This window comes from Ruegeria sp. K11, from assembly GCF_056531905.1.
In genome coordinates this window covers 336,241-361,615 of the sequence record NZ_JBQFMP010000003.1, presented here as the reverse complement: position 1 = coordinate 361,615, position 25,375 = coordinate 336,241, and the positions used below count along the sequence as shown (strand labels likewise).

Here is a 25,375-nt window from a genome sequence, read left to right as displayed (position 1 = left end):
GACGGGTTACTGGCTAAAGCGCTACCAAGCTGACGCACTCAACCCGCATCTGCCTATCTACACGAACATGATGTGGTACCCAGCGCCGCTCTGCCTGCGGATCTGAGGCTGGTTCGAATGCGTCGCTACACGGTCGGACTGATCGATCCAATGACGCGTTCGACGATTGTGACTTCACACAAGTCCTTCAAAAACGGGCAAAGCAAATCGTCCTCGCCTGTCAGATCTCAATTTGCATGGTATTCAAGCTGACTTTGAAGCAAGCTTTGAATTTCCACCTGAAACCAGTTTTCGCGCCGCAGCTGTTGGAATAGAGGATCAATTGTCAAAGGAATTGGAAACCCGTTCGACGCAAGAAAAGACGCCAAGCTCGCCTCAAACTGTGCGGACCTTAGGGCCTTGGACGTGCACCGCACTGGTGGTCGGTAACATTATCGGCTCCGGCTTCTTTCTCGCCCCGGCCGCTTTGGCCCCGTTCGGGGCGGTTGCCATCGTGGGCTGGATCATCATGTCGATCGGAGCGCTTTGCCTTGGTCTGATCTTTGCCCGTCTCAGCCGTGTCGCGCCCGAAACCGGAGGACCTTACGCCTATACACGGCTGGGGTTTGGGGATTTCGCCGGGTTTCTTGTGGCCTGGGGATATTGGATATCGATCTGGGTTGCCCTTCCGGCCATTGCATTAGGGGCCACCGATTACATCCTCTATTTCGTCCCCGCACTTAAAGACGTTCCCGGCGGCACGACTGGCATCGCGCTTGTCATGGTGATCGGCGTCGGTCTGCTGAATCTCCGAGGCGCCGAAACGGTCGGGCTGTTCCAACTGATCGTGGTCAGCATCAAACTGATCCCGTTTCTGGCCGTTTCTTTTCTGGGGTTGTTCTGGGTGGAATGGGGCCATTTCACACCACTTAATCCGACACCAAACTCGTTTCTTCTGGCGCTGGCGGGCACCGCGCCGTTCATTATGTTCGCCTTTACAGGGGTCGAGTCTGCCACGGTTCCGGCCGGTGACGTCAAAAATCCGCAGCGAACCATCGCTTTTGCAACCGTTGTCGGAACATTGCTGGCCGCCACCATATACACCTTTGGCACCCTGAGCGTGATGGGCGTGATGGACCGAGAAGTCCTGGCGCAGTCCAGCGCCCCGTTTTCGGATGCGGCCAGTGTGATGTGGGGCGACTGGGCCGGATATGTCATCGCCGCAGCGGCAATTCTGTCTTCGATCGCAGCGCTGAACGGGTGGACGCTTCTGATGGCGCAGGTGCCTCTGGCCGCCGCCCGGCACGGGTTGTTTCCACGCTGGTTTTGCGAACTTAACAGCAAGGGCGTACCGGCAAAGGGTATCTTGATTTCAACATCCCTGTCGGTCGCGATACTGTTGTTCAAGTCCTTTGCGTCGAGTTCTCTGCTTGGGCTCTATGAATACCTGATCAAGCTGTCGATCGTGACGGATATGGTCAGTTATCTGTTCTGCTGCTGTGTGGAAGGGTTGATCCTGCTGACACTTGGCCGACGCCTGGGATTTCTCAACCCCTGGACGTATCTGCCAATCGCCGCCACCGCATTTCTGTTTTCCTTGCTGACCATTTTCGGGTCCGGAGCCGAGGCCGTCATGTGGAGCTTTTTGCTGCTGCTTGGGGGTATCCCGATTTTTGTCGTGAACCGGCTGATGCAAAGGCCCGACCCGGAGGGAGAACATGAGTGATACGGCATTGATCCCGTCGGACCGCATAGAAAAACTGTCGCGCGCTGCGAACCCGGCACTTTTTGAGGCGGCGATCGATCCCCAATTGCTGACAGTTCTGATGTTGGCAAACTTGATGAGCCCGACCCTGTGGCAATTGAAGGACAAGATTCTGGACCGAGCGCGTGCGGCTTACCCGAACGAAGCGCACCTGCAGCAAAGGCACATCACCGCTGAGATGCTGGCCTATGTAAACCATCATTTCACCCATGATTATCCTATGAGCACAGCCGAAAAAGTGGGCGTTACGGAATTGGCCGACATTCGTCAGCGGTTGGGGTCCGAAGGCGTGAACTATGCGCTTAATGTCATACGGCAGCACTTTCGCAGGCGCGATGAACAGGGATTGCTGACACCGGCGCTGGATATCTTTCCGGTGCTCAATCAGGATAAATTCCCGATCTTCAACTATTCGACCATCGACGGATTGCGTGCCATGCGGCGGTTGTTAGGGCACAAAAAACACAAGCCGATGGGGGTCACCATCTGTGCGGACGAAGCCACATTGGTTGCCGCTTTGGCCAATATTCTGCACGGGGTGTCATTCGAGGATATCTTTTTACTCGGCACACCGGCCCATTACACCACTTTTTTACACAAGGGCGGCCAGCGGGTCTGGTGTAACGGCAAGCTCGAATATTTTGATCAAGCGACATGGCAAAAGATGTGTGCCGCGCCGGGTGCCTTGGGGCCGCAAGCCGCTTTTGCCAAGCGGCTGCCTTTTTTGGACCGACTAATCTCGCCCCTGGGAGATTTGTTGATCAGTACCGGCGAATGCACCATTCCCGAGAGGGTCTTTGACGCCTTTCTGGACGAAAGCCGCATCTTCTTTGGCGGTGTTCTGAACCGGATTCAATCGGCAATTGATACCGGCATCACCTTTCTGCCCAGCCAAGTTGCGTTGGAAGATCTGATAGCACTGGATGATCTGAGCAGTGCCGAGGAGGCCCGTTTGGTGATTTCTGAAATCGCGTCAGGCCGTTCCCTTTCGGTGTTCGACCAAGCACTTTATTGTACCCGCGATATCCATGTCTCATTTCCCGGGGCTTATCTGGCAGCAGCGTTGCGGGGCCCGAAACTCCGTGCGGCAGCCGCTACGGTGACGTCTTTGCAGAGTGCTTGCGAAATTGTGGCCAAAATCACTGCGACCGAAGCTGTTTTATCGGATCGACACAAGATTGCTTTGCCCGATGAGGTGCTTTTGTTTCAAACCGGTGATGATGTCGACAAGGGCTTGCTGCTGATTTCCTTGCTCCTGTCAAGCTCGGCGATCTCCAGTTCCGACAAGTCCTCGGCGACCTTAAGTGTCACAGACAGGTCGACATTCTGCCAGATCGCGGATCAGATTATTGACCTGAAGAACCTTGGCCCGGTCGCTGCCATTTCAGGCACAGAACAGATGAGACTGGGGCAGGGGGCGATGCAACTCTGAATTAGGTATTTGGAAGAATGGCAGCCAAGTCAGGCCGAGTGGCACGTCGTCTGCATCAATGCCAGCCAGATTGCCCCAGGTTTCGTAAAGAGCGGGTCAATGCAGAAAGGGCTTTCAATTCGGCCTTTTGCGAGGCAGCAGCGCCGCCAAAATCACGCACCACCCAAGTATTCCCTGCCCATGGGCGCTCAGGTTTTGCCGGTAAGAGAAAAACAGCATCTCCAGCGGCTTGATTGGCTCTCTGGGTGGCCAGATCACCCATTGAAGGGGTAGGTCCGGGATGATCATGCGATAGTACATGTAATAGATTTGCGGCGACAGCCATACGAACATCCAAAACAATACAAGAGCGCCCGCAAACCTAGCCCAAACCGGATAGGGGTGCAAAATGCGCCGTGCCGAAAAAACCACCAGCACAAATAGCGCGAGACTAAGCAAGGCAAGTCCGGCCTGCCCCCAGTTTGATAAATCGAAAAAGGAATCCTGACGGTACAAACCTGCCCTCCCAACCGCCGGGCAATCAGACGAAAACCGCCCACAGGCGCGGGCGGCTCTTGGTAGGCTTTGACGAGAGGTTGCTTATTTAAGCGGTGCAACCGCCAAAATCACAGTGAACTGTTCGCAATAAATGTAAAGCTCATTGTATTTTGACGTGTCGATCCCCGATGGGATCTTGAACGACGCTTCACCCTTCTTGACAGTCAGTTTGTCGTGAATCTTGGAGCCCTTGGCATAGCTCTCGCCATTGCCGAAACCAATCTTGATGTCCGGCGGGTTCTTGGACGGGTCAAAGACGTAATCGCTTTTGAGTGTGACGGTGTCGCCGGTAACGGAAACGGTTCCTTTTACCTTATAGCCGCGACGGCCGGAAAGACTGCCCGTGCGTTCCTTGCCTCCGGCAAATGCAGAAGGGGTTCCCAGCGAGAGTGCGGCTGCCGAAGCAAGTCCCAGCTTGACGAATTGGCGGCGTTTGATTGTCATGACGAATTTCCTATCTCATTCTACGACGTCTAGATGCTGAGCAGACTATTGCTGCGCTGCCAACTCACATCGCGTCGAGGGAATTTGAGAATTTGAAACAAATGAAGTTTATTTTTGGGAAGAATTCGCCGAATGTGTTCGAAATCCTTTGGAATTCAGGGCGGTAACCACGCGAATTGCATTATTAGTTCGCTTACCACTTTACCGCAACGTTTCGCCAAGTAAGCATAGGAAGGCCGGCAAGGAAGGGGCTTTCCAGCTTCATGCACGGCACATCCCGTATGGCCTGCATATTGGTCACCTCGGCATTTGCTGACGTTTTAATTCTATACACTTAATGGACTTGCTGGAATGAAATGTGTGGAGGCGAGTACCGGAATCGAACCGGTGTACACGGATTTGCAATCCGCTGCGTCACCACTCCGCCAACTCGCCTTTTCAAGTGAAATCAAGCACTTGCCGTGGTGTGATGGGCGTTTTAACAGCTTTGCCGAGGGAGGTCTAGAGGCTAACTTTGAAAACTGGTGTGCTCGACCTGTTTTGGGTGGGCGGCATCGGGTTTTTTTGCCGCGCAGGTTTTGATGCCTGGGCCGTTGCCGCTTGGCGGTTGATGTGGCACAAGCCGGAGAGACACGGCAAAGCACACGAGCGACCACATGACAGATTTTGCAGCCCGGCGCCTTACGATGGTTGATACGCAGATTCGACCTTCGGATGTGACCAAGTTTCCCATTATCGATGCCATGCTGAAAGTGAAGCGCGAGAACTTCGTTCCGGATGCGCAGCGGGAAGCGGCTTATGTTGATGGACTGGTCGATCTGGGCGAAGGACGTTGTGCGTTGGAGCCGCGGACATTGGCCAAGATGCTGGACGCGGTGAATATCACCGAGGATGAGGTTGTGCTGGATATCGCCGCAGGGCTTGGATATTCAACCGCCGTCGCGGCGAAGATGGCGCAACTGGTTGTTGCCGTTGAGGAAAGCGAAGCGCTCGCCAGTGAGGCACAGTCCGTTCTGGCCGAGGCGGATGTCGATAACGCCATCGTGCATGGCGGTCCGCTGGCCGAGGGTGCCGCCGAACATGGGCCCTATGACGTGATCATGATCCAAGGCGGGGTGGAAACGGTGCCTGCCGCGCTTTTGGATCAACTCAAGGAACACGGTCGCATCATTTGTGTGTTCATGGAGGGGGATTTGGGCACCGTCAGGGTGGGACGCAAGTCAGCCGGCCGTGTCACCTGGCGCCACGCTTTCAACGCAAGTGCCCCGGTCCTGACGGAATTTTGCGCTGAGTGTGCATTTTCGCTATAGTTGACCAATAGTTTATTTTGACGCCTTGATTACTTGAAAACAAGGCCGCAAATTGCTCTGGTGATTGCGTAATTTCGTTTTGAGAGGATTTGGTGATGCGTGGGACGGCGAAAGGGAAGCTGGTCAGATCGTTGGCTTTGACCGCTGGCGTTGCGTTGAGTGCGCTGCCCGGACGTATGGTGTGGGCAGATAATCTGACCGATGCTTTCATCGGCGCGTATAACACAAGCGGTCTGCTAGAGCAGAACCGCGCCCTGTTACGCGCTGCGGACGAAGATGTTGCAATTGCCTTATCCGCGCTGAGGCCGATCATCAACTTTACTGCGCAGGTCAGCCAGGACACCACACGAGTATCGAACAGCGCCGGGGTGACGCGCACCGAGCCGTCCAACTTCTTTACAGGGCTGACGCTAAGCCAGCTGATTTATGACGGCGGGTTCTCGGTATTGGGCAAGCAGGCCGCGCAGGAAATCGTTTTATCGACGCGCCAGACCCTGATTGATATCGAGCAGGTGATCCTGTTTCGGGCCGTGAATGCCTATCTGGGTGTCGTGCTTCAGGAAGAAACCGTTCAAATTCAGCAAAACGACGTGGATGTGTCAGCAGAAGAACTGCGCGCCTCGCAAGACCGTTTTGAAGTGGGCGAAGTGACGCGCACGGACGTAGCGCTGTCCGAAGCGCAATTGGCCAGCGCGCAGGCGGAACTTGCGGTAGCCCGCGGTAACCTCAGCACGGCGCAAGCGGAATACGTCAACGCGGTTGGCAAACAGCCCGGACGTACGTCGGGCCAGCCCAGCCTGCCGCCTTTGCCGCGGTCTGAATCCGAGGCGATTTCGTTCGCTCGAAACAACCACCCGGCCATTCTTTCGGCCCAGCACGAAGTGCGCGCGCTGGATCTTGGGGTGCAGCAGCAGCGGGCGAATCTGGGCCCCAATGTCAACCTGAGCGCCGATGCGGGTATTACCGAGAGCTTTGACAACGATGATAGCGTCGAAGACGCAACCATCGCGCTGACATTCAATCAACCGATTTATGCCGGTGGTCGGTTGGCGGCGGAAGTGCGCCGGGCCATGGCGACACGCGATGCATCTCGGGCCAACCTTCTGAACGTGCAAAAGGACATCACCCAAGGCGTGTCGGAAGCCTATGCCAACTTTCAGGCCGCGTCTGCAAGCCTGCGGGCCTCAACCGAGCAGGTGCGCGCTTCGCAGGTTGCCTTTGACGGCATCCGCGAAGAGGCAACACTGGGCGCAAGGACAACGCTGGACGTTCTGAACGCACAGCAGGACCTTCTGGATGCGCAACTGAACGAGGTTGCATCGCGGACCGAGCGGTCGCTGGCGGCATATCAGCTGTTGCAGGCGCAGGGTCTTCTGACGGCGGAACGTCTTGGTCTGGCGGTTCAGATTTATGACCCGACGCTGTACTATAACCTGGTCAAGAAGGCCCCGGCGCAGGTCAGCAAGCAGAGCAAGGATCTGGATCGGGTGCTCAAGGCGTTGCGCCGCGAGTAAGGATTGTAGCTACCGGTTGTGGCGCTGGGTTGGATTGGGTACAATCGACTCAAGGCAAAGAGCGGTAGAGAACAATGTCTGATAGTGTAGTGAATGCAGGTTCAGAGGACGTCCTGTCATCGGTCAAGCGTTTGGTCGATGAGGATGTACGCGAAGAATCAGAGTTTATCTTTGTTCCGTCGTCGCCTCAGCGCAATCACGGGCGGCTCGTGCTGACCGAGGCGCTGCGCGTCAGCGCGGAATCGCCGACGCGAGGCAAGGCCGATCCTCTGAAGCTGACACCGCGGGACAGTATCTCTTCAGCCGGGCCGATGAATGCGGCCAATCTGTCCGATTTGCCGGAAACACCAATGCGCCTGCAGCCCTGTGACAAGGTGAGTGTAGATGAGCCCGCCGAACCGCCCAAAGCCCCGGAAGGGAACCGCCAGCGGGACCTGACCGGCAGCTTGAGTGCAAAGATCGAAGCGCTGGAGGCGGCGATTGCGCGAACCGAGGACCAGTGGGAGCCGGACGGGCAGAGCAATGATGCCTATTCCGGCACGAAAACGCGCGCGGTCGAATGGCCCACGGACGCTGCCGAAACTCAGGCGGCGACGGAACCAAAGATGACGTTCATCAGAAGCAAGCGTCCCGGTCAGCACAAACCGGGTTCGGCTGAAAAAGCGCCTGAGGCCACAGTTGCATTGGATGATGACGCCCTGCGCGCGCTGGTAACCCAAATCGTGCGCGAGGAGTTGCAGGGTGCGCTTGGGGAAAGAATTACCAAGAACCTGCGCAAACTGGTGCGCCGTGAGATCAACAGGGCAATCGCCACGCGGGATCTGGACTAATCCTCACCCGCGCTGAGGCGCTTGCGCCAATGCCAACACCTGATCCAGATCCATGTGCCGCTCGAGGTGGTCGGCCAGCGCGTCCAGGACCTGGTCTACCCCATCTTCATACGAAATCTCGGATGTCACGCCCAGTTGCGTCAGATAGGTGGCCCGGAACCCGTCGGCTGCAAAAATTCCGTGCAAATAACTGCCGCGAATGCGTCCGTTCGCGCTGGCGGCCCCTTCGGGGCGACCATCGACCTCAAGCCAGGCGCGATTGCAATCAGGGCCTTCTGTGCGCCCCATGTGGATTTCATATCCGCTGACATGCTCGCGACCGGGCAGGGCGATGGCATTGCGCAACGTGACTTGTTTCTTGTCTTTCATGACTGTGGTCACGTCCAGCAATCCCAGACCCTTGACCTTGCCCGGACGACCATCCACCCCGTCCGGGTCGTCGATGGATTGCCCCAGCATCTGATAGCCGCCACACAATCCCAGCACATGCCCGCCGCGCCGGACATGGGCGTGCAGGTCAATGTCCCAGCCCTGAGCCCGGAAATACGCCAGATCGCCGATTGTGGATTTACTTCCGGGCAACAGCACAAGGTCCGCATCGCCAGGCAGGGCGCGCCCGGCGGGCACGATCTCGACCGTAACGCCGGGTTCTGCCGACAGCGGATCGAGGTCATCGAAATTGGCCATTCTCTCGAGCTGAGGCACAACCACCTTGCACGTCCCGCCGGAGTGAGAACGGATGTCCATCATGTCTTCGGCGGGAAGTTTCCAGGCATCGTGAAACCAGGGAACCACACCCAGACAGGGCCAGCCGGTCCGCGCGGCGATATCGTCCCGGCCTTCGTCGAACAGTGCAACGTCGCCTTTGAACCGGTTGACGGCAAAGCCCCGGATCATGTCGCGGTCACCGGCGTCCAGCACAGCCTGCGTTCCCACGATCTGCGCAATGACGCCGCCCCGGTGAATGTCGCCGACCAGCACAACGGGTACACCAGCGGCGCAGGCAAAGCCCATATTCGCAATGTCTCCCCTTCGCAGGTTGGTCTCGGCCGGACTGCCAGCGCCTTCGATCAGCACCAGATCGGCATCCGCACACAACCTGTCAAAACTTTCGAGTGCGGCCCCCAAAAGTCTGGATTTGTCCTTGCGGTAGTCACCAGCCTTCATCGTCCCCGCGCGTTGACCCTGTACGATGATCTGAGCCCCCGTATCCGTTTCCGGTTTCAACAGGATCGGGTTCATGTCCGTATGGGGCGGTCGCCGTGCAGCCCAGGCTTGCAAGGCCTGCGCGCGCCCGATCTCGCCGCCATTCTGGGTGACAGCGGCGTTGTTGGACATGTTTTGCGGCTTGAATGGCGCAACTTTCAGCCCGCGTCGTGTGTAGGCGCGGGCCAGGCCGGCCACGAGAACTGATTTGCCGACATTGCTGCCGGTGCCCTGAATCATGATGGACCGAACCATGGCCTGTCTCCTATGCTGGCGCGCAGATGACCTGATTTGACGGCAAAGGAAAAGCCCCAGATGAACACGTCCGCGCATCTTTTGATCGGGGCCGCGGTCTTTGCCCGTCCTGCGCGTGGCCCTGTGCTTGCGGCAGCGCTGCTGGGATCGCTGCTGCCGGATGCTTCGCTTTATATTCTGGCCGGGGTATCGCTGTTTCTGCTGGGTATCCCCGAGCAGGTGGTGTTCAGACAGCTCTATTATTCGCCCGAATGGCAGACGGTGTTCGCCATCGACAATTCATTTCTGCTCTGGGCCGCCGCTCTGATCTTGGGCCTTTGGCGGCGATGGGCGTTTCTGACTGTGATGGCCGGGGCCGGGCTGTTGCATCTGGGGCTGGACTTCTTTCTGCATGCCGGGGACGGGCGGCCGCAGTTCTGGCCAATCACCGCATGGGTGTTCCACAGCCCGGTCAGCTATTGGGACAGCTCACACCACGCGCTCTGGGTTGCGCCAGTGGTGATGCTTGCATGTGTTTTATCATATGTTGTGCTGTGGCGGCGGGGGATAAGTGCAGGCGCTACACTGTTCTTTGGCGTTCTACTGGCTGCTGAAATCTGGGTTGCTCGCCAGTGGATCCTGTTTTTCTGAAGAGCAAAGCCAGCTCAAGCCAATGAAAAACGCGCTCTGAGCGAAAGAGCGCGTTTTTTCTGTAGGTCGCGTTTATTGGTCAGGCTGCTTCGGCCTGCTGTGCGGCATTGCGGCGCTCGCTTTCTTCGCGAGACAGCGCAACCGAGGTGCGAACACCACGGCCCACAAATTCCATCAGGCCGCTGACCACGCGTTCGTTCGGGTCGATCCCGGCGCAGGACAAAACCTCGCGCCCATCGCGCGAGCGCGCCCAGCGGGCAATCTGCTCGGGGCCGTTGCCATATTTCTTGTCGTCCGCAATGGCATCGTCCAAAGCAGCCAGTACGACAGCCGCAAACAGTTTCCGAGCGCGGTTCCCCTGCTCATTGTTAAAGGCAGTGCCGTCAACGAAATCTCTCATCTCGTCTTCCTTGTTGTTCTTGCTCTTGCAATTTTCGGCGTAGCGGTGCTTATGACCTATTCAGCGCGATTCGGATACAGCAAAAATGCATAGCTACGTTGCGTAATGTGCATGGCTTTCTGCATGTGCAGCACTAGGTATCGTTGTCTTGCCAGGTGGTGTCCCGCCAGATATAGGGACGACAACTGACGCATCAACCGTTTGTGAAGGATTTATGTCATGCCCAAGATAAATGGGAACGAAATTCGCCCCGGTAACGTGCTTGAACATAATGACGGGCTGTGGGCAGCGGTCAAAGTGGACCACGTAAAACCCGGTAAAGGCGGCGCTTTTGCACAGGTCGAACTGCGCAACCTGCGCAATGGATCAAAGCTGAACGAAAGGTTCCGCTCGGCGGACAAGGTTGAACGTGTGCGCCTGGAACAGAAAGATCAGCAGTTTCTGTACGAATCCGATGGTATGTTGGTGTTCATGGACTCCGAGACCTACGAGCAGATCGAACTGCCCGCCGAACTGCTGGGCGAACGCCGCCCGTTTCTGCAGGACGGCATGACCATCGTGGTCGAGTTCTACGAGAGCGAAGCGCTGAATGCGACGCTGCCTCAGAAGGTCACCTGCAAGATTGTCGAGACCGAACCGGTCGTCAAAGGCCAGACCGCCGCGAACTCATTCAAGCCTGCTGTACTGGACAATGGCGTCAAGGTGATGGTGCCGCCGTTCATCGGTCAGGACGAGATGATCGTCGTGAACACCGAATCGATGGAATATTCCGAGCGCGCCTGATCGCGACGCCACACCCGTGTTGAAAACCGCGCCTGCCTTGGTGCGGTTTTCTTTATGGTCGGTCGTCGATTCTGCGATACCGTGAAGGGTCGGGACCGAACAGTTCCAGCATCAGTTCGAACTTGATCCGGTTGGCACTTACCTGGCGGTAAAATGCAATCAGAAACGATGTCGGTCCCTGAATGCGGCTGAGGCCACTTGTCGCTGCAACCACGGTGCCAACATCTGTGCGACCTTGCAAAACAAGCCAACCGCCCAGCATGAGGACGCCAACGGTTCCAAGCCCGTTGATCACACTGAGCAGGAATTTGGCTGACAATTTCCAGACGAACATTTTTCGACGGGTTTCGAATATGTCATCGAACTCGGCGTCGATTTCATGAACGGCAGCCTGTATATCGTCATCCGTCAGCCGGTCGGTGGCATGTCGTAAAATTCGTACACGATCAGCAATGAACCGATTCACTCGGCGTTGTGAGATCAGGACGATGGCGATTTGTGGCAAGATCATCGACAGCGCGATCAGCCCAAGCTCTGGCTGTGTGGATGAGATATACCCGATCACGCTGAACAATGTTCCGATCTGCACCACCGGATCGGCAAAGGCCCCGCCAGCAAACTTGCCAAGTTCTTCCGCCTCGGCTGAAATCGCTGTTGTCATGGTGCCTTCGCGTGTTTCCTGACCACTGGCGCGCAGATCGGACGCGCGCATCAGTAATCGCCGTCTGATCAGGCGGATCATGTCCTCGCCCAATGTGCCCGAGCGGTATCCCAACAGCCATTTTAACCCGAGGCTCAGCAGGATGACTCCCATCATTCCGGCACCCAGCAGGAACAACCGCTCGGCCTCGACGTTGTCCTTGGTCAGGTGGTTGATGATGTCCCGTTGAAACTCAAGCGGTGCGGCCGCGAGGGCGGCAACAGCCAGCGACAGGATAATCAGAACAATCTGCCGCCCGGCACTCGCGCGCCAGATCGCGGTATAAAGCCGAAACATGCATACATCCCGAAACGTCCACCTGTTACAGTGATACCGCGCGCTCGGAGGACGTCAAACACTCAGCAAGGTGCCACCTGTGCAGGGTGATGCATCGGCAACATCGTTATTCCGGCAAATGCAGGGTTGCGTCGCCAGCGGTCATCTCTCCTTTGGCCCGGTCAAGGCGCAGGTAGGCGATGGCCTTGCCGCCGGATTGGGTGAACACGACCCCCGCCGCTTTGCCATTGGCTTGAATCTCGGCCCCGATTGGTGCGCTGCCTGTGATGTCGACGGTCCTCAGGCCCTTTCGCAACTCGGTCTTGTGTTTCATGCGAGCTGTGACTTCCTGACCGACATAACAGCCTTTCTTGAAATCCAGCCCATTCAGTGCCTCGAACCCGGATTCCAGGATGTAGCTGTCCGCCGTCAGCTCGACCCCGGTTTCCGGAATGCAGTGGCGCACCCGGATCGAGTCCCAATCAGTGCCGTCATCGCTTTCCGGATTGGTGCTGTAGCTGCGCCAGCCCAGATCAGCGTGCCGCGGGTCGGGCAGGGCACCGTCGGGGGCCGGACCGGTTCCGCGTTGCACGTTCAGGTCGGTCGCATCAATGCGCACATCCGCGCGCAGCTTATACATGGACAGCCGCTTGATCAGGTCATCGGCTATCGTTTCTGCAACGTCCAGCACGACATCCGCGCCGTCGCGTTTCAAAAAGAAATCCGCCAGAAACTTGCCCTGCGGCGTCAGCAACGCTGCGTAGACCAACCCGTTATCAAGGCGCTGAATGTCGTTTGTGATCAGCCCCTGCAGAAAGCTGTCGGTATCCGTCCCGGTCAGGCGCAAAATGCGGCGATTGGGCATGGGTTGGTCCTCGTCTTTGGGTTTGGCACCGTGATATAGGCTTTCGCAACGCCATGACCAGAGGGTTTCCGACGTGTCCGCACCGATCAGTATCGTTATCCCGACGCTGAACGCCGGGAAAGAGCTGCCCGCGACTTTGCAGGCGCTGATGGAAGGGCTGCATTCTGGGCTGATCCGCGAGCTGATCGTGACCGATGGCGGCTCCACCGACCTGACGCTTGAAATGGCTGACGAGGCGGGGGCAGTGATTATCACCGGAGTGCCATCACGCGGCGGGCAATTGCGGCGGGGTTGCGATGTGGCAAAAGGCGAATGGCTAATGATCCTGCACGCCGACACCGAACTGCAACCTGGTTGGAGCGCAGTCGTGGCAGAGCACCTGACTTCGCCGCGCCCGGCTGCTTTCCGCCTTGTGTTCCGTGCAACGGGATTTGGCCCCAAATGGGTCGCGGGATGGGCCAATTTGCGCACTCGGTTGTTCGGGCTACCCTACGGGGATCAGGGCCTTTTGGTGCCGCGGCGGCTCTATGCTGCTGCGGGCGGTTTTCCGGATGTCCCCCTGATGGAAGATGTCGCCCTGATCCGGGCACTGCCGCGTGTTGTGGTGTTGAATGCGGCCGCAGTCACGAGTGCGGAACGCTATACCCGTCAGGGCTGGATCCGGAGGGGGGCTCGGAACCTTTGGACGCTGACCCGGTATTATTGCGGCGCGGACCCCGAGGTTCTGGCGCAGTCCTATCGGCGCTAAAGGCCGAGCGTAGCTCCACGATGGATTTACCCAGTCGGAAGGGCGCCGCAAAACTCACCAGACACAGCGCGACGATCTGCAACACAAGAATATGGGCGTTGGCCTGCAGATACTCCCACTCGTCTTTCAGTTTTCCGACCTGATCCACCAGATCGTCATAGCTTTGCGCCAAAATCAGATAGTCGCCCGCGATCGCAGGCACTTTGCGGCGCATATTGTCGATGGCGGCTTGGGTGGTTTCGTCCAGAGTCGTGAAAACGAGAAACTGATCAATGTTGAATGCGTCAGCCTTGGCGGTCATTTCGCGCATGTCATCCATGTCGTCCTTGTCCTGACGTCCAAACAGAAACTGAAGCCCCTGCAGGGGGGCCACTTCGTTGGTAACGGCGATAAACAAGGGCAACTCTGAGTTGCTGGCGGTTGAGGCCGACAGAAACTCGACCTTTTCGCACAAAACCCCGGTATCCGGGTCATAGGCCGGATCACAAAAGCGCAGCCGAAAGCGCGCGGCATCCCTGTCAAAAGCAAGCGTGGCGGCGTAGGCGACGTCGATCTGCCGGTCCAGTCGGGAACTGTCCGAGGTATAAAGCCCCGCCAGAACCGCCACCAGCGCGCCGATGCCGCCCAGTACAACCCAGACCAGATCGGCCAGCTTCCAGGCACGATGTCCGGCTGGCTTGCGAAACAGAAATCCAGTGCCGATCAACCCGATCAAGAAGAAGATGATCAACAACGGTAATTGATTTTCAGTCACAAAAGTCATGGCTCCAAAGTGAACCTCTGCCGCGCGGCTGGCAACACTCCTCACGCGCAGTTGTAGAATTGCGGGGTTTGTAACAGTTAAGAGCCTGAACTTTGGCCAAATTTTCTGAACAGCTTGGTGCGGTCGAACGCCTGTTCCAGCTCATCCGTGCGGTCTTTGACCGAATCCCAAAGCCGTTCCTGCATTTCGGCGATGACACATTCCATCAAAGTCAGGATCGCCGCCATCGAATCCCATGCCGACGGTACGGCAATACGGGCCGCGAAAGTGTGCTTGGCCATGCGATGAATGGGCGAGCGCCACTGATCCGTCAGTAAAACAATCTGCGCCTGGCGTTCCTGACACAGCTGGCCGATCAGTAAAGTCGTATTTTCGTAGCGCCGAACATCCAGTGCGATCAGCACGTCATCCTTGCGGATATCCAGCAATTCATGGGTCCATGACGCGGCCACCGGCAAAAGGCGCACATCCGGTCGTATCATCTGCAAATGAAGATACAGGTATTGCGCCAAAGTGCCCGTGATGCGACCGCCGGTGATGAATATCCGCCGGGAGGGGTCGCATAACAGGTTGCAGAAACTGTCAAATTCCGACGGATCAATCTCGTCAATCGTGCGTTTCTGGTTGGCGAGCGTTTGCTGGGAGTAGCGGTTGAGAATGTGTTCCTCGGGCAGATCGTTTTTCCAGACATCGCGCTTGGCAACGGGGTCCGAGATCATCTCTTTGACCTCGCTGCGCAGGGCGGCCTGAAACTGCGGATAGCCGTCAAACCCGGTTTTTTGCAGCATTCTGGCAACCGTCGTGGTCGAAACCGACGCGGCCGTCGCCAGCTCGGTGATGCCACCAAGCCCGGCCATAGGGTAGTCGTCCAGCAAAACGCCGAGCAGTTGCCGCTCGGAAGGTGTCATCTTGTCACGATGGGCCAACAGCCGATCCGTCACACGCACTTAAGATCCTCCTCTCAGCGTTTCGGTGTCAGTGTGAATAATTTTTCATCAAGTTCAAGTGTGGTGTAATTTTAACAGGAAAATTATTGACAGATGTGTAATGCTTGTGGAAATTTTTCCAGAACCGATCATTCTTGGAATCACAGGGCAGCAGATTGGACTTCGGCACAGTTGTTCACACAGAAAACGCGGGCACCGCGCCGTCGGTTTTGGTGGTGTGCGAGCATGCGTCGAACCGTATCCCGGAATTTCTGGGCACCATGGGGCTGGATGCCGCGGCGTTGGATAGTCACATCGCCTGGGATCCGGGGGCCTTGGCCGTAGCCGAATTGATTGCCGGACGTTTATCTGCTGCATTGGTCTATGGTGGTGTCTCGCGTCTGGTTTATGATTGCAACCGGCCGCCCGAGGCCGCTGGTGCAATGCCGTCGCGCAGCGAAGACATTGATATCCCCGCAAATGCTGCGCTGTCATCTGATGAGCGCAAGGCGCGGATTACCAACGTCTATGATCCGTTTCGAACAGCTTTGTCAGACCAGATAAGGACGCATCGAAGCTCATTGGAACTGATGGTGACAATTCACAGTTTCACCCCTGTATATCTGGGTCAGCGACGGCAAGTCGAACTGGGCATTCTGCACGGTGCCGACGACAGGTTCGCCCGCGCGATGATGGCAGGGTATTCCGTCGACAACCCCTATGTGACCCGCATGAACGAGCCTTATTCGGCAGCCGACGGTGTTGCGCACACGCTGGATGCGCAGGCTCTGCCCAACGGGCTTCTGAACGTGATGATCGAGCTCAGAAATGATCTGATTGCGACACCCCGGCAACAAAGCAAGGCTGCGGAATGTCTGGTGCCGTGGATCACGCGCACGCTGGCCGGGTTCGAAGAGGGGGCAGCCGGGTGATCCGCGTCATGGGGGCATATGTCCGCGTGGTTGATGCGGTCAACTACCGGGTCGGGCGGGTCATGATGTGGGGCCTGTTTGTGATGATGGGAATTTTGTTGTGGTCCTCGATCTCGAAGACCTTCTTTTTGCCTTCGCTCTGGACGCTCGAGATGGCGCAGTTCGCGATGGTGACCTATTACATCATGGGCGGACCATATTCGATCCAGTTGGGGTCGAACGTGCGGATGGACCTGTTTTATCACAACTGGAGCCATCGCAAGAAAGCGTGGTTCGACGCTTTCACCGTTTTGCTTTTGATCCTGTATCTGGGGGTTTTGTTTTACGGTGGGCTGGGCTCGACCGCCTACAGTCTTGGTTACTGGGGCACAGATCCGGTGTCGTACTTCACCGGACTGCTGACCGGCAGTGAAGAGATCGGACGGCTTGAACGCTCATCTACCGCGTGGCGGCCCTATATCTGGCCGATTAAGTCGATCATGGTGTTGGGCTTTTTTCTGATGCTGCTGCAGGCGATATCAGAGTTCTTCAAGGACATCGCCAGGATCAACGGGCAGGAGATCGGGGTGCGTCGGGCATGAGCCAGGAATACATCGCCATCTTCATGTTTGCGTCGATGATGCTGATGCTGTTCACGGGCCAGCGTGTCTTTGGCGCGATCGGTGCCGTTGCCACCGTTGCCGCGTTGGCACTGTGGGGCACGGGCGGGCAGGACATCACCTTTTCAGCCGCGATGAAGCTGATGAAATGGTATCCGCTGCTGACACTCCCGATGTTCATCTTCATGGGATATGTGCTGTCGGAAAGCCGTCTGGCTGATGATCTGTATCGCATGTTCCATGTTTGGATGGGCCCGGTAAACGGCGGGCTTGCGATAGGAACCATCGGTCTGATGGTTCTGGTTTCGGCCATGAACGGGCTCAGCGTTGCGGGTATGGCCATCGGCGCCACCATTGCGTTGCCCGAGTTGCTGCGGCGGGGGTATGACAAGACCATGGTTACCGGGGTCATTCAGGCGGGCTCCAGCCTGGGTATTCTGGTGCCACCCTCGGTCGTGCTGGTACTTTACGCGATGATTGCCCGGCAACCCGTGGGGCAGCTTTGGCTGGCTGGGATTGTGCCGGGTCTGCTGATGGCCGGGATGTTCATCCTTTATATTTGGGTGCGCTGCCGTATCCAGCCCGAGCTATGCCCGGCTATGGAAGACGCGCACACCGTGCCGCGGGCCGAGAAAATCCGGCTGTTGGGGGCAGGGGCGCTGCCGCTGATCATCTTTGCGGCTATGATGGTGCCTTTTGTGAACGGTTGGACCTCGTTGGTGGAGAGCTCGGCGATCGGGGCGCTGACGGCGCTGGTTGTGTCGGTCGTGAAACGGCGCATGACCTGGAAGATTTTTGAGGATTGCACCAAGCAGACGCTGGCGATCTCGTGCATGTTCATGTGGATCATCCTTGCGGCATTGGGTTTTGGCGCGGTGTTCGACGGATTGGGAGCGGTCAGGGCGATCGACAACCTGTTTACCGCGCAGCTGGGACTGTCACCCTGGATGATCCTGATCCTGATGCAGTTGAGCTTTATCGTCATGGGCACATTTCTGGACGACACCGCGATGCTGGTGATTGTTGCGCCCCTCTATGTGCCGCTGGTTGGTGCGCTGGGCTTTGACCTGATCTGGTACGGGGTGCTGTATACGATCACCACCCAGATCGCGTACATGACGCCCCCCTTCGGATATAATCTTTTCCTGATGCGCGCGATGGCACCGCCGGAAATTACTCTGCGTGACATATACGGGTCCATTCTGCCATTTGTTCTGGTGATGGTGCTGGCTTTGTCGATCATCATGGTTTTTCCGCAGATCGCATTGTGGCTGCCAGATTACGTTTACGGCAAATGATCCAGGAGGCACGCAGAATGGACGAGGACAAGACTTCGCATAAACTGGAGCTCCGCATTCAAAAGCTCGAAAGCCGCATCCTGTATGGCGGCGCTGCAATCACGGCTATCGCGGCGGTTTTCGGGATAACCGGAATTGTCACATTGTCAGATGTCCGCGAAACTCTTGACGAGGCGGTGGACGCCGTTTTTGAAAGCGAAGCCAGCCAGGCCATTTCCGCAATGCAAAGCGAAGTGGAAGCCAAGCGGGACGAGATCTCGACTCACTATGAAGCGATCAAATCCGTTCGCTCGGAGCTATGCGCTGACCCCGGGTCGGTCGAAAAATACGGGTTTTGTATCTTTCACGCCTCGCCGCCGGGCGTGAATTACGTGCTGAACTACGGAGCGGCGGCCAGCCTGTGCGCCGCCAACGGGGCGCGTTTGTGCTCGGGCGCTGAAGTGAAAGCGGCGCATGGCAAAGGCTATTCCAAATGCGCGATCGGCTGGGTGTCCGATCTGGGCGCAAAATCGCGCCTGGGTGGCGATCCGACCTATAATCAGACCGGAACGCTGGCCATGTCGATGCAAACGGGAAGCGATGGATGTAAGGGCGGTTTCAGTATCTGGCCCGGGCAGAACATCGTGACCCAAACCGCCAACGCACATTGCTGCATGTGAGATAATCAGAGTGCCGGAAGGCATCACAAATCGAAACCCAACTGGAGAGGACGAAAACATGACAACAAGACGCAAGTTTCTGAAGACAGCCGGGGTTGGTGTCGCTGCCGCGCCTTTGGCGACGCCTGCGCTGGCACAAAGCACGATCACATGGCGGATGCAGACCTATGCGGGCCCGGCGCTGGCCGCCCATGTGATTGATCCGGCTATCGATATGTTCAACAAGATTGCCGGGGACCGGATGCAGATCGAGCTGTTCTATGCCGATCAGCTCGTCCCGACCGGTGAACTGTTCCGCGCTATGCAGCGGGGCACCATCGATGCGGTGCAATCGGATGACGATTCGATGGCCTCGCCCACCGAAGTGACTGTGTTCGGCGGGTATTTCCCGTTCGCCTCACGTTATTCTCTGGATGTGCCGGTGCTGTTCAACCAATACGGCCTGAACGAGATCTGGGACGAGGAATATTCGAAGGTTGGCGTCAAGCATATCTCGGCCGGAGCCTGGGACCCGTGCCATTTTGCGACCAAGGATCCGATCAACAGCCTTGAGGACCTGAAGGGCAAACGCGTCTTTACCTTCCCGACGGCAGGCAGATTCCTGAGCCAGTTCGGCGTGGTGCCCGTTACGCTGCCGTGGGAAGACATCGAAGTCGCCGTTCAGACCGGCGAATTGGATGGCATCGCGTGGTCGGGCATCACCGAAGATTACACTGTTGGATGGGCGGATGTGACCAACTATTTCCTGACCAACAACATTTCGGGAGCATGGGCGGGGTCGTTCTTTGCCAATATGGATCGCTGGAATGAACTGCCCGAGGATTTGCAGACCTTGTTCCGGGTGTGCTGTGACCAGTCTCATTACTATCGCCAGTGGTGGTATTGGGGTGGCGAAGCCAGCCTGCGCGTCAATGGTGACAAGCTGCAGCTGACATCGATTCCGGATGAAGAATGGTCACAGGTCGAAGAAGCAGCGGTTGTGTTCTGGGATGAGATCGCCGCCGAGTCCGAAATCAAGGCGAAAGTTGTGGACATCTTCAAGCAATATAACGCCGACATGCTGAAGGCCGGACGGCCGTACCGCTACGGGTAATGCCATTGGCCGGCCCGCTTCCTGGCGGGCCGGCTTTTTCGAAGACCAAGAATTTTCGGCGAAAATTCTCGCACATCTCAGAGGTAATCTATGCTGACATTCGAGCATCTTAAGACACAGGTTGCGGCCGGAGAAATTGATACTGTGTTGGTTTGCATGGTGGATATGCAGGGCCGTCTGATGGGAAAACGGTTTCATGCCGCCCATTTCGTTGCCGGAGCCTGGGAAGAGACTCATTGCTGCAATTACCTTTTGGCAACCGACCTTGAGATGGGCACCCCGGACGGGTACGCCTCGACCAGTTGGGAGCGGGGTTATGGCGACTACGTCATGAAACCGGACCTCGGGACGCTGCGCCCGGTGCCATGGCTGGAAGGCACGGCGATGGTGATGTGCGATGTGCTGGATCATCACACGCATGAGGAAGTCGCACACGCTCCGCGTTCGGTTCTCAAGCGTCAGGTCGATCGCCTTAAAGAGCTGGGCTATGACGCAATGTGCGCGACCGAGTTGGAGTTCTTTCTGTTCGAGAAGAGTTTTGATCAGATTCGCAAGGAAGGCTTTCGCGATCTGGAACCGATCTCGGGCTACAATGAGGACTACCACATCCTTCAGACCACCAAGGAAGAGCATGTGATGCGTCCGATCCGCAATCATTTGTGGGATGCGGGGATACCGGTTGAAAACTCGAAAGGTGAGGCCGAGACCGGACAGGAAGAGTTGAATGTCAAATATGCGCCCGCGATGGAGACCGCCGAGTATCATTCGATCGCGAAAAACGCAGTGAAAGAGATTGCGTGGCAGCACGGGCATGCGGCGACGTTTTTGCCGAAATGGCATCATGAGAAAGTGGGCAGTTCCTCGCATGTGCACCAGTCGCTTTGGGCTGGTGGGGAGCCAATCTTTTTCGACGAAAAAGACCCGCTTGGGATGTCGGCGGTGATGAAGAACTATATGGCTGGATTGCTGAAATACGCGGCGGATTACACTTATTTCATGGCCCCTTATATCAACAGTTATAAGCGGTTCATGAAGGGCACCTTTGCGCCCACGCGGATCATCTGGTCGGTTGACAACCGTACTGCAGGGTTCCGCCTGTGTGGGGATGGCACCAAAGCTGTGCGAGTGGAGTGCCGGATTCCGGGCTCGGACATGAATCCCTATCTCGCGATAGCGGGTATGCTTGCTGCCGGGATTGCGGGGATTGAGGAGGGGCTGGAGTTGCAGCCTCCGACCAAGGGGGACGTCTATCAGGGCGAGACGGGGATGATCCCGGGCAACCTGCGTGCGGCGCGGGATGCGTTGCACGGGTCGGGCATGCTTCGGACGGCTATGGGGGATGATGTTGTGGATCATTATGCCCGCGCGGCTGAGGTGGAGATTGAAGAGTTCGAGCGGGTGGTGACTGATTGGGAGATTGCTCGCGGGTTTGAGCGAGCTTGAGGGACAGGAGCGAGGGGCCAGCCCCTCGCGCTCCCCGGGATATTTTTAGCCAGATGAAGCAGGGATCCTGCTGTCATTCGAGATGGAGTGAAGATGGGGCAGATGTTGAAATGTGTCTCGCCGGTTGATGGATCGGTTTTTGCAGAGCGTGAGGTGCTGTCGGCGGATACGGCAATGGCGGCCGTCGCACGGGCAGGTGCGGCGCAGGCGAAGTGGACGGCGCGGCCGTTGCAGGAGCGGATTGATCTTGTGATGGAAGGCGTGGCCGCTGTGGGTGCGATGAACGACGAAATCGTGCCCGAGCTGGCGCATATGATGGGGCGTCCGGTGCGTTATGGTGGCGAGTTTGGTGGCTTCAATGAGCGCGCCAGCCATATGGCTGCGATTGCCGAGGACGCGCTGGCCGATATTGCCGTGGGTGAGGATGAGACCTTTCAGCGCTATATCAAACGTATTCCGCATGGGGTGGTGTTTGTGGTGGCGCCCTGGAACTACCCTTACATGACGGCGATCAATACGGTAGCGCCTGCGCTGATCGCGGGCAATAGCGTGGTGCTTAAGCACGCCACGCAGACCCTTCTGGTGGGCGAGCGTATGGCACAGGCGTTTCGTGCGGCTGGTGTGCCTGAGGACGTATTTCAGAACGTGTTCCTCAGCCACGATGTGACCAGTGATTTGATTGCAGGCAACGCGTTCGATTTCGTGAACTTCACCGGATCGGTTGGTGGCGGGCAGGCGATGGAGCGGGCAGCGGCGGGCACCTTTACCGGCGTTGGTACGGAACTGGGTGGCAAGGACCCCGGCTATGTCATGGAGGATGCTGATCTGGATGCCGCTGTTGACACACTTATCGACGGAGCGATGTTCAACTCGGGCCAATGCTGTTGCGGGATTGAACGGATCTACGTGCATGAGAGCCTCTATGATAAGTTTGTTGTCAAAGCGGTCGAGATCGTGAGGGACTATAAGCTGGGCAATCCATTGGATGCCGAGACAACGATAGGTCCGATGGCCAATGTGCGGTTTGCCGACGAGGTCCGGGCACAGATTGATGAGGCCGTCGCTGCGGGGGCGGTGGCTCATATCGACACCTTCCCCGAAGATGATGGCGGTGCTTACCTGACCCCGCAAATCCTGACAAATGTCACCCATGACATGCGTGTGATGCGGGATGAGAGCTTTGGGCCTGTCGTCGGCATCATGAAAGTGTCATCGGACGAGGAAGCCATTGCGCTGATGAATGACAGTGAGTTCGGCCTGACCGCAAGCCTCTGGACCCGCGATGTGGATCGTGCGGCACGGGTGGGCGATCAGATCGAAACCGGCACCGTGTTCATGAACCGGGCAGACTATCTGGACCCAGGCCTGTGCTGGACCGGCTGCAAAAATACCGGGCGCGGAGGCGGGTTGTCTGTCATCGGCTACCACAATCTGACACGTCCAAAATCCTACCACCTGAAGAAGGTCACGGCCTAAGGACGAATTGTCTGCCCCGGAGTGACCCCCTCACTGGGGCAGGCTTCAAAACAAAAGGAAATCTGACATGACACTTGTTGGAAACTGGTCCTATCCGACCGCGATCAAATTCGGGGCAGGGCGGATCAAGGAACTGCCCGAGGCCTGTGCCGCCGCCGGAATGAAGCGCCCGCTGCTGGTCACGGACAAGGGTTTGGCCGACCTGCCGATCACCACGGCCACGCTGGACATTATGGACGCCGTCGGGCTGGGCCGCGGCCTGTTCAGTGACGTGGATCCGAACCCCAATGAAAAGAACCTCGAAGCCGGGGTTGCCGCCTATAATGCGGGCGGTCATGACGGGGTGATTGCGTTTGGCGGTGGTTCGGGGCTGGATCTGGGTAAGATGGTCGCCTTTATGTGCGGCCAGACGCGCCCGGTTTGGGACTTCGAAGATATCGGCGACTGGTGGACCCGTGCGGATGCGGACGCCATCGCGCCCATCATCGCGGTGCCGACCACTGCCGGGACCGGGTCTGAGGTGGGGCGCGCCAGTGTCATTACCAATTCGGAAACCCACGCCAAGAAGATCATCTTCCACCCCAAAGTTCTGCCTACGGTCGTGATCTGTGACCCGGAACTGACGGTGGGCATGCCTAAGTTCATCACCGCTGGCACCGGTCTGGACGCCTTTGCCCATTGTGTCGAAGCGTTCAGCAGCCCGCATTACCATCCCATGTCTCAGGGCATCGCGCTGGAAGGGATGCGGTTGGTCAAGGACTACCTGCCGCGCGCCTATGCTGACGGAACCGATATCGAAGCGCGCGCCCAGATGATGAGCGCGGCGGCAATGGGCGCGACGGCGTTCCAGAAGGGCCTCGGCGCGATTCACGCGATGAGCCACCCGGTTGGCGCAGTGTTCAACACCCATCACGGCACCACCAATGCGGTCTGTATGCCCGCTGTGCTGGATTTCAACGCCCCTGCCATCGCCGACCGGTTCCAACAGGCCGCGGCCTATCTGGACATTGAGGGCGGCTTTGACGGCTTCCGCGCTTTTGTGCAGGAGTTCAACGACAGCTTCGCCATCCCGCGCAAACTCTCCGATCTGGGCGTGACCGAGGCGTCGATCCCTGAACTGGTCAAAGGCGCGATCATAGACCCGTCCTGCGGCGGCAACCCGATTGAGCTGACCGAAGACAACCTGACCGTGCTGTTCAAAGCGGCCCTTTAAGCCTCTTGCGCGCATTCTCCCTCATCATACATTCTGACTGTAGGTGAGGGAGATTTTCATGACAAAAGAGATTGTTCTGATCCACGGAGCCTTTGCCGGGCCGTGGTGCATGCAGGATTACGCGGAATTCTTCCGCGCGCGGGGCTGGACGGTGCATACCCCCGCGCTGCGCTATCATGGCGGGGACCCAAAGGCCGAGCCTGACCCGGGCCTGACCGACACCAGCGTCATGGACTACGCCGATGATATTGCAGCATTTTTGCAAGGCCTGGACAGCAAGCCTGTGCTGCTCGGCCACGCCATCGCGGGGGTGGTGGCGCAGCAGGTGGCGTCTCGGGGCCTGGCCAGCGCCATTGTCCTGATCAACCCGAATGCGGCTTGGGGGACCTTGCCCGAAACCGACGACGAACGCGCCGTGCCGCGCGCTTTGATGGAAGGCGGGGCGTTCTGGAAACAGCCCATGCGCGTCGATTTCGACCTGATGGCCCCCTTTGCGCTGAACAAGATGCCCGAGGCGCAGCAGCATGAGGTATTCGACCAGCTTGGCCCGGAAAGCGGGCGGGTGATGTTTGAGATGTTCTTTTGGATGTTCGACGATCACCACGCGATGAAAGTCGATATCGACAAGGTCGACTGCCCGGTTCTGATCGTCTCGGGCACCGAGGATCGGGCCGTGAACCCCAACACCTGCCGCGCGCTGGCGAAGCTTTACGGAGACCGCGCGACCTTTATGCCCGTCGAAAACCACGCGCATTTTCTGTTCATGGAACCCGACTGGGAAGGTCCCGCCGGGCAAATTGCCGTCTGGCTGGATGACAAGGTGGGCTAGCGCGCCCACCGCATTACCGGCTGGTCTGAAAGCTGCTTTGCGGTTTCCAACGCAGCTGACCATCCTCGCCCCGTGCACAACGCAACAGGTGTTCTTCGCGCGTGTTGACAGTTGAGGTCACGGTGTTGTCGCCGAACAGCACCACAAAGGCGTCCTCGGAATAGGCCATACCTTCGTAATAACAAAACCGCGTCTCAGCCCCGTCCGGAATCGGAGATGCGGTGCTGAGCATCTGCTGCGCAGAGGCTGCCGAGGCCATCAGGGTCAGGGCCAGCCCGAGGGTTACTGTTTTCATGTCGTCCTCCCGTTCGGAAATGTGTTCGTAGTTACATTGGGTCTTGGACGCTCGGAACCTCAAATGTCGTTCTTTGATAACGGATTGAGAGTAAGTGTGAACGGGATCAACGGGTTAGGCAAGGGGTTTGCGGTGTGCCGAGCTGAAGCCCGGCCTACGGGGAGATGGCAGGGAT

25 protein-coding genes, 1 tRNA gene and 1 pseudogene are annotated in these 25,375 nt (G+C 57.6%); 17 read left to right on the top strand and 10 right to left on the bottom strand.

Annotation, left to right across the window (positions count from 1 at the left end):
- The first annotated feature begins 382 nt into the window (after window positions 1-382).
- Entirely contained in the window at window positions 383-1,705 is a 1,323-nt protein-coding gene (locus ACR0K4_RS06860) for an amino acid permease (RefSeq protein WP_480853409.1), read from the top strand.
- Window positions 1,698-3,176: a hypothetical protein gene (locus tag ACR0K4_RS06855; protein ID WP_480853349.1), complete on the top strand. Its 1,479-nt coding sequence runs from the start codon at window positions 1,698-1,700 to the stop codon at window positions 3,174-3,176. Before ACR0K4_RS06860 ends, ACR0K4_RS06855 begins: the two co-directional genes overlap by 8 nt.
- Before the next feature lie 114 nt (window positions 3,177-3,290).
- Here ACR0K4_RS06855 and ACR0K4_RS06850 read toward each other — a convergent pair whose 3' ends face one another.
- The 3 genes from ACR0K4_RS06850 to ACR0K4_RS06840 form a co-directional block, all read right to left on the bottom strand.
- Window positions 3,291-3,671, bottom strand: coding sequence for a hypothetical protein (locus tag ACR0K4_RS06850; RefSeq protein WP_480853348.1), 381 nt, complete (start codon window positions 3,669-3,671; stop codon window positions 3,291-3,293).
- Between the two features lie 84 nt (window positions 3,672-3,755).
- Complete coding sequence (locus ACR0K4_RS06845; protein ID WP_480516005.1) at window positions 3,756-4,157, bottom strand: DM13 domain-containing protein; 402 nt, start codon at window positions 4,155-4,157, stop codon at window positions 3,756-3,758.
- Between the two features lie 361 nt (window positions 4,158-4,518).
- Window positions 4,519-4,592, bottom strand: a tRNA-Cys gene (locus ACR0K4_RS06840).
- A 221-nt stretch (window positions 4,593-4,813) separates the two neighbouring features.
- Here ACR0K4_RS06840 and ACR0K4_RS06835 point away from each other — a divergent pair.
- The 3 genes from ACR0K4_RS06835 (at window position 4,814) to ACR0K4_RS06825 (ending at window position 7,811) form a co-directional block, all read left to right on the top strand.
- Window positions 4,814-5,467, top strand: coding sequence for a protein-L-isoaspartate O-methyltransferase family protein (locus ACR0K4_RS06835; RefSeq protein ID WP_480853347.1), 654 nt, complete (start codon window positions 4,814-4,816; stop codon window positions 5,465-5,467).
- Window positions 5,468-5,562: 95 nt separating this feature from the next.
- Window positions 5,563-6,981: a TolC family outer membrane protein gene (locus ACR0K4_RS06830; RefSeq protein ID WP_480516007.1), complete on the top strand. Its 1,419-nt coding sequence runs from the start codon at window positions 5,563-5,565 to the stop codon at window positions 6,979-6,981.
- 74 nt (window positions 6,982-7,055) lie between these two features.
- Window positions 7,056-7,811, top strand: a complete 756-nt coding sequence (locus ACR0K4_RS06825; RefSeq protein ID WP_480853346.1) for a hypothetical protein — start codon at window positions 7,056-7,058, stop codon at window positions 7,809-7,811.
- 3 nt (window positions 7,812-7,814) lie between these two features.
- Here ACR0K4_RS06825 and ACR0K4_RS06820 read toward each other — a convergent pair whose 3' ends face one another.
- Window positions 7,815-9,272 (bottom strand): cobyric acid synthase, encoded by a 1,458-nt coding sequence (locus ACR0K4_RS06820; RefSeq protein ID WP_480853345.1) that lies wholly within the window; start codon window positions 9,270-9,272, stop codon window positions 7,815-7,817.
- A 60-nt stretch (window positions 9,273-9,332) separates the two neighbouring features.
- Here ACR0K4_RS06820 and ACR0K4_RS06815 point away from each other — a divergent pair, with 60 nt between their 5' ends.
- Window positions 9,333-9,902 (top strand): cobalamin biosynthesis protein CobQ, encoded by a 570-nt coding sequence (locus tag ACR0K4_RS06815; protein ID WP_480853344.1) that lies wholly within the window; start codon window positions 9,333-9,335, stop codon window positions 9,900-9,902.
- A 79-nt stretch (window positions 9,903-9,981) separates the two neighbouring features.
- Here ACR0K4_RS06815 and ACR0K4_RS06810 read toward each other — a convergent pair whose 3' ends face one another.
- Window positions 9,982-10,302: a DUF6280 family protein gene (locus ACR0K4_RS06810; RefSeq protein WP_037310273.1), complete on the bottom strand. Its 321-nt coding sequence runs from the start codon at window positions 10,300-10,302 to the stop codon at window positions 9,982-9,984.
- A gap of 219 nt (window positions 10,303-10,521) precedes the next feature.
- Between ACR0K4_RS06810 and efp the strand changes: the two genes are divergently transcribed.
- Window positions 10,522-11,085: an elongation factor P gene (efp, locus tag ACR0K4_RS06805; RefSeq protein ID WP_480516011.1), complete on the top strand. Its 564-nt coding sequence runs from the start codon at window positions 10,522-10,524 to the stop codon at window positions 11,083-11,085.
- Window positions 11,086-11,137: 52 nt separating this feature from the next.
- Here efp and ACR0K4_RS06800 read toward each other — a convergent pair whose 3' ends face one another.
- Window positions 11,138-12,082 carry an ABC transporter transmembrane domain-containing protein gene (locus ACR0K4_RS06800; RefSeq protein WP_480853343.1) on the bottom strand — a complete coding sequence of 315 codons (945 nt, stop codon included), beginning with the start codon at window positions 12,080-12,082 and terminating at the stop codon, window positions 11,138-11,140.
- Between the two features lie 106 nt (window positions 12,083-12,188).
- Window positions 12,189-12,926 (bottom strand): CAF17-like 4Fe-4S cluster assembly/insertion protein YgfZ, encoded by a 738-nt coding sequence (ygfZ, locus tag ACR0K4_RS06795; RefSeq protein WP_480853342.1) that lies wholly within the window; start codon window positions 12,924-12,926, stop codon window positions 12,189-12,191.
- Window positions 12,927-12,999: 73 nt separating this feature from the next.
- Here ygfZ and ACR0K4_RS06790 point away from each other — a divergent pair, with 73 nt between their 5' ends.
- Window positions 13,000-13,674 (top strand): TIGR04283 family arsenosugar biosynthesis glycosyltransferase, encoded by a 675-nt coding sequence (locus ACR0K4_RS06790; RefSeq protein WP_480853341.1) that lies wholly within the window; start codon window positions 13,000-13,002, stop codon window positions 13,672-13,674.
- 7 nt (window positions 13,675-13,681) lie between these two features.
- Here the strand turns inward: ACR0K4_RS06790 and ACR0K4_RS06785 are convergent.
- Both ACR0K4_RS06785 and ACR0K4_RS06780 read right to left on the bottom strand, forming a co-directional pair.
- Window positions 13,682-14,437 (bottom strand): annotated as a pseudogene (locus ACR0K4_RS06785) (hypothetical protein); the annotation flags it as partial.
- Window positions 14,438-14,514: 77 nt separating this feature from the next.
- Window positions 14,515-15,384, bottom strand: a complete 870-nt coding sequence (locus ACR0K4_RS06780; protein WP_480516015.1) for a MurR/RpiR family transcriptional regulator — start codon at window positions 15,382-15,384, stop codon at window positions 14,515-14,517.
- Between the two features lie 155 nt (window positions 15,385-15,539).
- Between ACR0K4_RS06780 and ACR0K4_RS06775 the strand changes: the two genes are divergently transcribed.
- From ACR0K4_RS06775 to ACR0K4_RS06735, 9 genes are all read left to right on the top strand, one after another.
- Entirely contained in the window at window positions 15,540-16,295 is a 756-nt protein-coding gene (locus ACR0K4_RS06775; protein WP_480853340.1) for an N-formylglutamate amidohydrolase, read from the top strand.
- Between the two features lie 8 nt (window positions 16,296-16,303).
- Window positions 16,304-16,876: a TRAP transporter small permease subunit gene (locus tag ACR0K4_RS06770; RefSeq protein WP_480853408.1), complete on the top strand. Its 573-nt coding sequence runs from the start codon at window positions 16,304-16,306 to the stop codon at window positions 16,874-16,876.
- Window positions 16,873-18,192 (top strand): TRAP transporter large permease, encoded by a 1,320-nt coding sequence (locus ACR0K4_RS06765; protein ID WP_480853339.1) that lies wholly within the window; start codon window positions 16,873-16,875, stop codon window positions 18,190-18,192. The genes ACR0K4_RS06770 and ACR0K4_RS06765 overlap by 4 nt, the downstream gene beginning before the upstream one ends.
- Before the next feature lie 17 nt (window positions 18,193-18,209).
- A complete protein-coding gene (locus tag ACR0K4_RS06760; protein WP_480853338.1) occupies window positions 18,210-18,851 on the top strand; it encodes a Link domain-containing protein in 642 nt (213 codons plus the stop codon).
- A 58-nt stretch (window positions 18,852-18,909) separates the two neighbouring features.
- Window positions 18,910-19,944 (top strand): TRAP transporter substrate-binding protein, encoded by a 1,035-nt coding sequence (locus tag ACR0K4_RS06755; RefSeq protein WP_480853337.1) that lies wholly within the window; start codon window positions 18,910-18,912, stop codon window positions 19,942-19,944.
- Window positions 19,945-20,034: 90 nt separating this feature from the next.
- Entirely contained in the window at window positions 20,035-21,387 is a 1,353-nt protein-coding gene (locus ACR0K4_RS06750) for a glutamine synthetase family protein (protein ID WP_480853335.1), read from the top strand.
- A 93-nt stretch (window positions 21,388-21,480) separates the two neighbouring features.
- The gene (locus ACR0K4_RS06745; RefSeq protein ID WP_480853334.1) at window positions 21,481-22,863 is read left to right on the top strand and encodes an aldehyde dehydrogenase family protein; all 1,383 of its coding nucleotides are present in this window, start codon (window positions 21,481-21,483) and stop codon (window positions 22,861-22,863) included.
- Between the two features lie 67 nt (window positions 22,864-22,930).
- Entirely contained in the window at window positions 22,931-24,076 is a 1,146-nt protein-coding gene (locus tag ACR0K4_RS06740; protein WP_480853333.1) for an iron-containing alcohol dehydrogenase, read from the top strand.
- A 58-nt stretch (window positions 24,077-24,134) separates the two neighbouring features.
- Entirely contained in the window at window positions 24,135-24,905 is a 771-nt protein-coding gene (locus tag ACR0K4_RS06735; RefSeq protein ID WP_480516023.1) for an alpha/beta hydrolase, read from the top strand.
- Window positions 24,906-24,918: 13 nt separating this feature from the next.
- On the opposite strand, the gene ACR0K4_RS06730 is transcribed toward ACR0K4_RS06735, so the two are convergent.
- Window positions 24,919-25,200, bottom strand: coding sequence for a DUF1496 domain-containing protein (locus tag ACR0K4_RS06730; protein WP_170652487.1), 282 nt, complete (start codon window positions 25,198-25,200; stop codon window positions 24,919-24,921).
- Window positions 25,201-25,375 lie beyond the last annotated feature (175 nt).

Coding starts and splice junctions, on each gene's coding strand:
- ACR0K4_RS06740 (WP_480853333.1), top strand. CDS start 22,931: ATGACACTTGTTGGAAACTGGTCCTATCCGACCGCGATCAAATTCGGG.
- ACR0K4_RS06770 (WP_480853408.1), top strand. CDS start 16,304: ATGGGGGCATATGTCCGCGTGGTTGATGCGGTCAACTACCGGGTCGGG.
- ACR0K4_RS06815 (WP_480853344.1), top strand. CDS start 9,333: ATGAACACGTCCGCGCATCTTTTGATCGGGGCCGCGGTCTTTGCCCGT.
- ACR0K4_RS06750 (WP_480853335.1), top strand. CDS start 20,035: ATGCTGACATTCGAGCATCTTAAGACACAGGTTGCGGCCGGAGAAATT.
- ACR0K4_RS06745 (WP_480853334.1), top strand. CDS start 21,481: ATGGGGCAGATGTTGAAATGTGTCTCGCCGGTTGATGGATCGGTTTTT.
- ACR0K4_RS06800 (WP_480853343.1), bottom strand. CDS start 12,082: ATGTTTCGGCTTTATACCGCGATCTGGCGCGCGAGTGCCGGGCGGCAG.
- ACR0K4_RS06810 (WP_037310273.1), bottom strand. CDS start 10,302: ATGAGAGATTTCGTTGACGGCACTGCCTTTAACAATGAGCAGGGGAAC.
- ACR0K4_RS06820 (WP_480853345.1), bottom strand. CDS start 9,272: ATGGTTCGGTCCATCATGATTCAGGGCACCGGCAGCAATGTCGGCAAA.
- ACR0K4_RS06735 (WP_480516023.1), top strand. CDS start 24,135: ATGACAAAAGAGATTGTTCTGATCCACGGAGCCTTTGCCGGGCCGTGG.
- ACR0K4_RS06760 (WP_480853338.1), top strand. CDS start 18,210: ATGGACGAGGACAAGACTTCGCATAAACTGGAGCTCCGCATTCAAAAG.
- ACR0K4_RS06855 (WP_480853349.1), top strand. CDS start 1,698: ATGAGTGATACGGCATTGATCCCGTCGGACCGCATAGAAAAACTGTCG.
- ACR0K4_RS06825 (WP_480853346.1), top strand. CDS start 7,056: ATGTCTGATAGTGTAGTGAATGCAGGTTCAGAGGACGTCCTGTCATCG.
- ACR0K4_RS06830 (WP_480516007.1), top strand. CDS start 5,563: ATGCGTGGGACGGCGAAAGGGAAGCTGGTCAGATCGTTGGCTTTGACC.
- ACR0K4_RS06845 (WP_480516005.1), bottom strand. CDS start 4,157: ATGACAATCAAACGCCGCCAATTCGTCAAGCTGGGACTTGCTTCGGCA.
- ACR0K4_RS06730 (WP_170652487.1), bottom strand. CDS start 25,200: ATGAAAACAGTAACCCTCGGGCTGGCCCTGACCCTGATGGCCTCGGCA.
- ygfZ (WP_480853342.1), bottom strand. CDS start 12,926: ATGCCCAATCGCCGCATTTTGCGCCTGACCGGGACGGATACCGACAGC.
- ACR0K4_RS06755 (WP_480853337.1), top strand. CDS start 18,910: ATGACAACAAGACGCAAGTTTCTGAAGACAGCCGGGGTTGGTGTCGCT.
- ACR0K4_RS06765 (WP_480853339.1), top strand. CDS start 16,873: ATGAGCCAGGAATACATCGCCATCTTCATGTTTGCGTCGATGATGCTG.
- efp (WP_480516011.1), top strand. CDS start 10,522: ATGCCCAAGATAAATGGGAACGAAATTCGCCCCGGTAACGTGCTTGAA.
- ACR0K4_RS06835 (WP_480853347.1), top strand. CDS start 4,814: ATGACAGATTTTGCAGCCCGGCGCCTTACGATGGTTGATACGCAGATT.